Raw genomic sequence first — 8,188 nt, 5'->3', positions numbered from 1 at the left:
GAATTGAAGAAATAAAAATCAAAGAATCGTTATTATTTTCGGCTGAGATAACGCGACAACCAAGGGGCGCCTTCAAAATGATTATCGCAAGGCTGCATGGCTTTCACTGCATCGGTTGGTGAGGTTTTACTTTCCCACATTTCATCTAGAACATTACCATCTAACTCTGTACTTCCCGCTAATGAATTCACTCGTTTGCAGTACAGTTTTTTTGCTAGTAACTCTTTATCCATAAGTATCACCTCTATTTTTGGCCAAAGCGTCAATGCCTCGGTTGAAGTTCAAATGCGTACTACGGTCAAAACTTGAAAAATGAAGCTTCTGCCTTTTTTTCTATCGAAAAACTGATATTTCTATATAAAACAATTTATCGATGCGATAAATGAGCAGCAGAATTTGTTGAAACCAACTTGATAATAGATTAATTATAACGGTGATACTGCGGCTCAGTTCACCGTTCGACGGCCTGCGTTAAATTTTGAAGAGTCCCGATTTCATATAATAAGTGCAACATTCATGGAAGTAAGATGCAAATGGAAAGAAAAACTTTATTAACACATTGTACTGACGCCCCTGGCCTCATCTCAAAGATCACCAACATTTGTTATAAGCACCAACTCAATATTATTCACAATAATGAGTTCGTTGATAACACAAGTGGCCACTTCTTTATGCGCACCGAGCTAGAGGGCTACTTCAATGACGAAACCTTACTCGCCGATTTAGACCAAGCCCTGCCAGAAAACACAAAACGTAAGCTGGTGGATTCATCTCGTAAGCGTGTTGTGATTCTGGTAACTAAAGAAGCACACTGCCTTGGCGATATTCTGATGAAGAACTTCGATGGCAGTTTAGATGTTGATATTGCGGCAGTAGTTGGTAACTACGATACACTGCAAAGCCTAACCGAGCGTTTTGATATCCCTTACCACCATGTTTCTCACGAAGGATTAAACCGTGAAGAACATGAGAAGAAGATGCTTGAAGTCATTGACCAGTATGAGGCGGACTATCTAGTGCTTGCTAAATACATGCGAGTGCTGACGCCGGGGTTTGTTGAGAAGTACAACCACAAAATCATCAACATTCACCACAGTTTCTTGCCAGCATTCATTGGTGCTAAGCCATACCAGCAAGCTTACGAGCGCGGTGTGAAGATCATTGGTGCAACGGCGCACTTTGTGACAAACGATCTCGATGAAGGTCCAATCATCAAGCAAGATGTTATCCCAGTGGATCACAACTTCAGCGCAAAAGACATGGCACAAGCGGGTCGTGACGTAGAGAAGAACGTGTTGAGCAAGGCTTTAAACAAAGTGATCAACGATCATGTGTTTGTTTACGGCAACAAGACCGTAATTCTGTAGGTCGGAGGTTCGATTTCCGGTAAGACTTCCAGTTAAAACCCAATAAAAAACGCGCAATAGGGTTAATCCATTGCGCGTTTTTTGTATCTGATGATCTGAATAGCTTTATGAGATTTCCGACTACGGGAATGACGAACTCGGTGATGAATCTTGTAACTATAGGCTCTAACATGCGCCCTCGAACACTCAGACTGTCAGCATCTAAAGATAGACCTGGCAAACACCATCAAACACCCCGTCATTCCGACGAGCCTTGGTGAGTTCAGGAATCTATTCCCAGCAACTATCCAATCAAATTAGGCCTGTTCTGACTCAACAATCTTCTTCAAAGAGTGTGGATGCAGCTTAATGCAAATCTCTTGATGCTTGAATGCAACCGTTGGATTATTCAAACGTTCACCCTCACCTTTCGGGCTAGAGAGTTTTATCTTAATGCCTTGTTCTGCCAAATTTTCAAACTTAGCAGCGAACTGCGGGTAAGTCTCTTTAAGGTCTGCTAGATACTCATCTGCCGTTTGAGCGTGAGACGGAATCACAAACTCTACATGCTCCCAATCTTGGCTCGGGTAAATCTTACCTTCAGCTGGGTAAGGCAGCTCTAAACATTCAATCTTCCAACCAAGACTTTGCAATGGTTTATCGAAAGCCAACACCACAATGGGACGACCATTGATCATCGCTTCTGAAATCGTAGAGCCGTATTCAGACCATGCTTGATGTGCTGATTTCGCAAGCTCAGTTTCATTGATTCTTAATGCAATATGATCCGCTTGAGCAAAGCTTAAATCCAAACCCAGCACATTTCCGAGGTTCTCAATTTTCGTCATAAACGTATCAAGGCGTGCAATCATTTGTTGTGGTTCTAGTTCAGCTTGCTTCAGGCTCATCGTCATTGTCTATGTTCTCCAAATAATGGCAGCATGGTATCAGTTTTACTTCCAGCAACAAGCGCTGCTTTGACAAAAAACACTCAAAAAGTACCGTGTCTTACTTTCCTAAATAGACAAACTTGGCTTGGTCAAAGTTGATTGTCAAAAACCCCTCAGGAAATGTTAATTTTCTATCAATTCGACCTATAAGAAAGCCCACAAAATTGGTATGATTAACGCCATTTTTGTGAACTTAAACAGAGTCTGTTGTTCATTTCAGCATTAAATCGTTAACTAGAAGCATAATTAGCCAAATTTAATGCCCACGAAATAACGGCTACTCTTATTCATCCTTGAATTGAAGGAAACGCGTGTGAATATCCAAGCACTGATTAATGACAAAGTATCTCAGGCTCTAGAAGCCGCTGGCGCACCTGCAGGCTCTCCTGCGGCTGTCCGTCAATCTGCAAAACCACAATTTGGTGACTACCAAGCAAACGGCATTATGGGTGTTGCTAAACGACTAGGCACTAACCCTCGAGAATTTGCTCAAAAAGTATTGGACGTTCTAAACCTAGACGGTATCGCTTCTAAAGTTGAAATCGCAGGTCCAGGTTTCCTAAACATCTTCCTAGATGAAACGTTCCTGGCACAACAAGCAGACGCAGCGCTTGCTGACTCTCGCCTTGGTGTTTCAGCCGCAGAAGCACAAACGATTGTTGCTGACTACTCAGCTCCAAACGTTGCAAAAGAAATGCACGTAGGCCACTTACGTTCAACGATCATCGGTGATGCTGTTGTTCGTACACTTGAGTTCTTAGGTCACAAAGTTATCCGTGCTAACCACATTGGTGACTGGGGTACTCAATTCGGTATGCTTATCGCAAACCTTGAGCGCATCCAAGCTGAAACTGGTGAAGTTTCAATGGAACTTTCAGATCTTGAACAGTTCTACCGTGAATCTAAAAAGCTTTACGACGAAGACGAAGAATTCGCAGTGAAAGCTCGTGGCTACGTAGTGAAACTGCAAGGTGGCGACGCATACTGTGCTGAAATGTGGAAAAAGCTGGTTGACGTAACCATGGTTCAAAACCAACGTAACTACGATCGCCTGAACGTATCACTGACACGTGATGATGTGATGGGTGAAAGTATGTACAACCATATGCTTTCAAACATCGTTTCTGACCTACAAACACAAGGTCTAGCAAAAGAGTCTGACGGCGCACAAGTTGTATTCCTAGACGAATACAAAAACAAAGATGGCGACCCTATGGGCGTTATCGTGCAAAAACGTGACGGTGGCTTCCTATACACCACCACCGATATTGCATGTGCTAAATATCGTTTTGAAGAACTGGGCGCAGATCGCGTACTTTACTTCATCGACTCTCGTCAGCACCAACACCTAATGCAAGCTTGGACTATCGTTCGTAAAGCGGGTTATGTTCCTGAGTCTGTATCTCTTGAGCACCACGCGTTCGGCATGATGCTAGGTAAAGATGGTAAGCCATTTAAAACTCGTGCTGGCGGTACAGTGCGTCTTGCTGACCTTCTGGACGAAGCAGAAGTACGTGCAACTCAACTGATTGAATCTAAAAACCCTGAGCTAGCAGAAGACGAGAAGAAAACCATTGCGAACACAGTAGCAATGGCAGCAGTTAAATACGCAGACCTTTCTAAGCACCGTACCACTGATTACGTGTTCGACTGGGAAAACATGCTGGCATTTGAAGGCAACACAGCACCGTACATGCAGTACGCATACACTCGTGTCGCTTCAATCTTTGCTAAAGCAGGCATTTCTATGGACTCTCTTGAAGGTGAAATCAAAATCACTGAAGAAAAAGAGAAAGCCCTTATCGCGAAACTTCTACAATTTGAAGAAGCGGTACAGTCTGTTGCTCGTGAAGGTCAACCACACATCATGTGTAGCTACCTGTTCGAACTTGCTGGTCAATTCTCTAGCTTCTACGAAGCGTGCCCTATCCTTGTGGCTGAAGATGAAACCGTTAAACAGAGCCGCCTGAAGCTTGCTGCACTGACAGCTAAGACTATCAAGCAAGGCCTGTCGCTTCTAGGTATCGAAACTCTAGAGCGCATGTAATGCCCTTCTGGTTACAATGAATAAATACAAAGGTTGATGTGAGAGCATCAACCTTTTGTTTTATCTAACGTATACTGATACCAATCGTAGTAAATAACTAATCATCCTAGCTGGTTAAAACGCTCGATAACTGCGTTAGAATTTTTGATTGTAGAGTAACTACTTATCAAAAGAATCTGCCTTGTTCTCAAACCTTTTTCCTGCGCTATTTCTGATCATTTACTTACTGTGATTGGTATGACTTCAAGAAATCGAAATGGATAATAATAATGAGCTTTGAACTTCACCCACAGTTAGCAAAAGACACCACGCTTATTGGCGAATTTCCACTAAGCTTGGCGCTGCTAAGCAAAGACAGTGCAGTGCCTTGGGTTATCTTGGTACCCAAACGCGCCAACCTAAAAGAGTTGCACCATCTACCAATGAAAGAACAACAGCAGTTCTTGCTTGAGTCTCAAGCGGTAAGCCAAGCATTAGAAGCGACATTCCAACCAGACAAATTAAACCTAGGCGCGCTGGGTAACATGGTGCCACAGCTACACATTCACCATATTGCGCGTTTCAAAAATGACATCGCATGGCCAGGTCCAGTATGGGGCAACACTAAAGGCGAGCAACGCAGTGAAGAAGAACAGACAGCAATCCATACTCGTATCCAAAACGTTTTGTCGATGAGTTCTATCTTCAAGAAAGCATAATTCGAGTACATCTCATTACGCTTTAAAAGAAGACTGTTCAGAAAAGACACATAACAAAAAGCCGCTCACCTAAAATAGGTGAGCGGCTTTTTTATTGTCTAATCTCGTCGCTTTCAACGAGAGTATGAGACCAGAACTACATCATCACATTCAGTGACAAACCATCTTGTTTGCTGATGGTGTAGCGAATACGTGTTGTATGGCCATGCTTATTGGTGTCGACCAAGCGAGATATCTTGCCTTTCTTGACCCACACTCCCAGCATAGCATCGATACCGTCTTCACTTACCCCAAACTTAGATGCAAGCTCACTACGAGCAGCAACACCTTCGTTATCAATGTATTGATGAAGTTCAGTTAAAATCATACTACTTGCACCTCAAGTGCTTTTTGCTTACTGCCGATTTTCTTGAAGATGCGATACGTCATCACAAAACCACCAGCTATTGCCACCATCCACACAGCACTACTTACTGGGTGTACAGCGAAGTTTGCTGCTTGGTAATAGAAGGTCGCACCGAAGTAACCAAGTGCCATTGTCCAAACTGCGATGAAGCGGGCAAACGTCTGACCAAATTCACGAACATAAGCACCCATCGCTGCCACACAAGGTGTGTAAAGCAAGATTAGGATTAAGTAAGCAAACGCAGCGTGGCCTGATACAAACTTATCTTTCAAGTTACCAAAGATCGAAGTATCAACCTCTTGATCAGCAGCCACAGAACTAGAGTCAGACAAGTCACCAACTTCAATGCCTAATGGATCGGAATAGCTCAAACCAGCAAGGTTTTCAGGAATGGTCATTACGGCTTCTTCTAAACTTGCCGCTAGATCAAACTCAGCCGCTTCTTCATCAGAAGGTGTAGTGTATAAGCTATTTAGCGTACCAACCACGGCTTCTTTCGCAAAAATACCGGTAATGATACCAACCGTTGCAGGCCAGTTCTCTTCAGTAATACCAATCGGTTGGAACACTGGAGTTACAACTTGAGCCGCTTTAGATAGCACAGAACTTTCACTGTCTTCGTTACCAAAACTGCCGTCCATACCTAATGAATTCAAGAAACTCAGAATTGCCACAACCATTACAATGGTTTTACCTGCGCCAAGCACGAAACGTTTCAGCTTCTGCCAAGTTTTCAGCATCACGTTTTGCACGGTCGGCAATTCGTAATCCGGCATTTCCATAACCAAGCTATCGCTGCTACCAGGATAGATAGTATTTTTAAGGAACAAGCCCGTAAATACAGAAGCCAGAATACCCATGATGTACAGAGCGAACACAACGTTTTGTCCAGCACCAGGAAAGAATGCAGCAGCAAACAGTGCGTATACAGGTAGACGAGCACCACATGACATAAACGGTGCCATTGATGCGGCGAGTTTACGTTCGCGCTCTTGGTCAAGAGTACGCGTTGCCATGATAGAAGGTACGTTACAGCCAAAACCCAGAACAAGTGGTACAAATGCTTTGCCCGGTAAGCCAATTTTCTGCATCACTTTATCCAGTACAAATGCAGCGCGGGCCATGTAGCCTGAACTTTCTAGTACCGCTAAGAACAAGTAAAGCGCGGCAATAACCGGAATAAAGGTCGCAACCGTTTGGATACCACCACCAATACCATCAGCAAGAACGGTGACTAGCCAAACCGGTAAGTGACCATCTAATAAGTGATGTCCGCCATCAACTAATATTGCGCCAACACCAATATCGAAGAAGTCGATAAACGCGCTACCGATATTGATAGAGAACATAAACATTAGGTACATGATGACGAAGAAGAAAGGAATCCCGACCCATTTATTCAAAATGAATTGATCGGCTTTCTCTGTGAAATTACGGCTCAGTTTGCCTTCGCTGCGACGAACTCGTTTACAAAGTTCATGTAAGAAAGTGTATTTAGCGTCAGCAACAGCAAGATCAATATCGAAATCGGCACCAAGACGCACACTATCAATTTGAGTGCGAGTTTGTGGAGCCAAACCATTCAATACCAAGTAATCATTTTCTAAAGCACGAATCGCTAGTGCTCGGTGAGATACGTCAGCATCATCAAATTGTGACTCAACAGAAGGAATAAGAGCTTCTAACGCGACATCGTAATCAATAGAGATAGGATCAAGACTCACACCTTGAACCAGAAGCTTATGCAAACGCTCTTTAAAACGAACCACTTGTCCTTTATCGTTTGCTGACAAGCTTAGAACCGGGCAACCTAGCTCTTTTTCTAGAGCCTTAAGATTAATCACCTGACGCTCACGCTTTAATACATCCATTTTGTTCAATACAACGATCATTGGGCGACCCAACTCTCGCAATTGTAATGTCATGTATAAGCTTCTTTCCAAACAGCTAGCATCAACAACATTGATGATCACGTCCGCTGGGTGAGTAAGCACGGCGCGTGATGCAATAGACTCATCGATACTGTTTGCATCATTGCCACTGTCTAGTGCATAAATGCCTGGTAAATCCGTTAACTGAAATTGATCACCAGCGTGCGAATATAAACCGGTTTTCTTTTCTACGGTCACACCAACCCAGTTACCAACGTGCTGTTTTGCGCCAGTTAATGCGTTAAATAATGTTGTTTTACCACTATTAGGGTTACCAACAGTAAGAACTTGATAATCCATTTAGATAACCTCGATTTGTTCTGCAATGCTTTCACGAATGGCTATAGAAACACCTCTCACTTCAACTTGAAGCGGATCACCCATAGGTGCACGACGGATAAGTGTCACCTCGGTTTTTGGCAACATGCCCATAACCATTAGTTTTTTTCTAACGTCTGGTGTTAAACCTGTAAGTGCAACAATAGAAGCCGCTTTTCCTTGCTCTAGTTGTGAGAGTTTCATAAGTACCCAGTTCGAGATTGATAATGAGAAAGATTGTTATTACCGACATAATACACGCACATACCCACAATTCTATTGTGTGAAATCAATGTTTTCGAAAATACACTCTCGTAAATTTCGTTAAAAACGTTTACGTCAAAAACGTCACTTTCAACAATTAGTGGGGACTACCTCACTAGTACGCGTCAACCAGAAAACAATAAAACACTAATAATCAACAACTTATAATAATGTCGGTTTTCTCACAGTCATCTGTCGTTAATTTTATAAGCAAAACAAGTCGCTACC

The 8,188-nt window shown here is 43.0% G+C and carries 8 protein-coding genes; 3 read left to right on the top strand and 5 right to left on the bottom strand.

Going from position 1 to position 8,188, the window contains the following annotated elements; genetic code table 11:
• Nucleotides 1-32: 32 nt before the first annotated feature.
• On the bottom strand, nucleotides 33-233 hold the full coding sequence (locus AB4232_RS02975) for a hypothetical protein (RefSeq protein WP_009847305.1): 201 nt from the start codon (nucleotides 231-233) through the stop codon (nucleotides 33-35).
• Nucleotides 234-533: 300 nt separating this feature from the next.
• Between AB4232_RS02975 and purU the strand changes: the two genes are divergently transcribed.
• On the top strand, nucleotides 534-1,367 hold the full coding sequence (gene purU / locus AB4232_RS02970) for a formyltetrahydrofolate deformylase (protein ID WP_012604522.1): 834 nt from the start codon (nucleotides 534-536) through the stop codon (nucleotides 1,365-1,367).
• 296 nt (nucleotides 1,368-1,663) lie between these two features.
• On the opposite strand, the gene AB4232_RS02965 is transcribed toward purU, so the two are convergent.
• Nucleotides 1,664-2,260 (bottom strand): VOC family protein, encoded by a 597-nt coding sequence (locus AB4232_RS02965; protein ID WP_372086117.1) that lies wholly within the window; start codon nucleotides 2,258-2,260, stop codon nucleotides 1,664-1,666.
• A 349-nt stretch (nucleotides 2,261-2,609) separates the two neighbouring features.
• Here AB4232_RS02965 and argS point away from each other — a divergent pair, with 349 nt between their 5' ends.
• The gene (gene argS, locus AB4232_RS02960; protein ID WP_009847308.1) at nucleotides 2,610-4,343 is read left to right on the top strand and encodes an arginine--tRNA ligase; all 1,734 of its coding nucleotides are present in this window, start codon (nucleotides 2,610-2,612) and stop codon (nucleotides 4,341-4,343) included.
• Between the two features lie 269 nt (nucleotides 4,344-4,612).
• Nucleotides 4,613-5,041: an HIT family protein gene (locus AB4232_RS02955; RefSeq protein ID WP_372086114.1), complete on the top strand. Its 429-nt coding sequence runs from the start codon at nucleotides 4,613-4,615 to the stop codon at nucleotides 5,039-5,041.
• 136 nt (nucleotides 5,042-5,177) lie between these two features.
• Here the strand turns inward: AB4232_RS02955 and AB4232_RS02950 are convergent, their stop codons facing one another.
• The 3 genes from AB4232_RS02950 to AB4232_RS02940 are packed head-to-tail and all read right to left on the bottom strand — an operon-like array spanning nucleotide 5,178 to nucleotide 7,900.
• The gene (locus AB4232_RS02950; RefSeq protein WP_009847310.1) at nucleotides 5,178-5,408 is read right to left on the bottom strand and encodes a FeoC-like transcriptional regulator; all 231 of its coding nucleotides are present in this window, start codon (nucleotides 5,406-5,408) and stop codon (nucleotides 5,178-5,180) included.
• Complete coding sequence (gene feoB, locus AB4232_RS02945) at nucleotides 5,405-7,678, bottom strand: Fe(2+) transporter permease subunit FeoB (RefSeq protein ID WP_206208285.1); 2,274 nt, start codon at nucleotides 7,676-7,678, stop codon at nucleotides 5,405-5,407. Before feoB ends, AB4232_RS02950 begins: the two co-directional genes overlap by 4 nt.
• Complete coding sequence (locus AB4232_RS02940) at nucleotides 7,679-7,900, bottom strand: FeoA family protein (protein WP_004734203.1); 222 nt, start codon at nucleotides 7,898-7,900, stop codon at nucleotides 7,679-7,681.
• Nucleotides 7,901-8,188: the final 288 nt, after the last annotated feature.

The sequence above is a fragment of the Vibrio sp. 10N.286.46.A8 genome, assembly GCF_041470165.1.
Lineage (GTDB): Bacteria > Pseudomonadota > Gammaproteobacteria > Enterobacterales > Vibrionaceae > Vibrio > Vibrio tasmaniensis_A.
The sequence above is the reverse complement of the archived record's forward strand: the minus strand, read 5'-3'. Positions and strand labels throughout refer to the sequence as shown.

Excerpts from the sequence above, each read along its gene's own strand:
- feoB (WP_206208285.1), bottom strand. The coding sequence starts at position 7,678 with ATGGATTATCAAGTTCTTACTGTTGGTAACCCTAATAGTGGTAAAACA.
- purU (WP_012604522.1), top strand. The coding sequence starts at position 534 with ATGGAAAGAAAAACTTTATTAACACATTGTACTGACGCCCCTGGCCTC.
- AB4232_RS02965 (WP_372086117.1), bottom strand. The coding sequence starts at position 2,260 with ATGACGATGAGCCTGAAGCAAGCTGAACTAGAACCACAACAAATGATT.
- AB4232_RS02975 (WP_009847305.1), bottom strand. The coding sequence starts at position 233 with ATGGATAAAGAGTTACTAGCAAAAAAACTGTACTGCAAACGAGTGAAT.
- AB4232_RS02955 (WP_372086114.1), top strand. The coding sequence starts at position 4,613 with ATGAGCTTTGAACTTCACCCACAGTTAGCAAAAGACACCACGCTTATT.
- AB4232_RS02940 (WP_004734203.1), bottom strand. The coding sequence starts at position 7,900 with ATGAAACTCTCACAACTAGAGCAAGGAAAAGCGGCTTCTATTGTTGCA.
- AB4232_RS02950 (WP_009847310.1), bottom strand. The coding sequence starts at position 5,408 with ATGATTTTAACTGAACTTCATCAATACATTGATAACGAAGGTGTTGCT.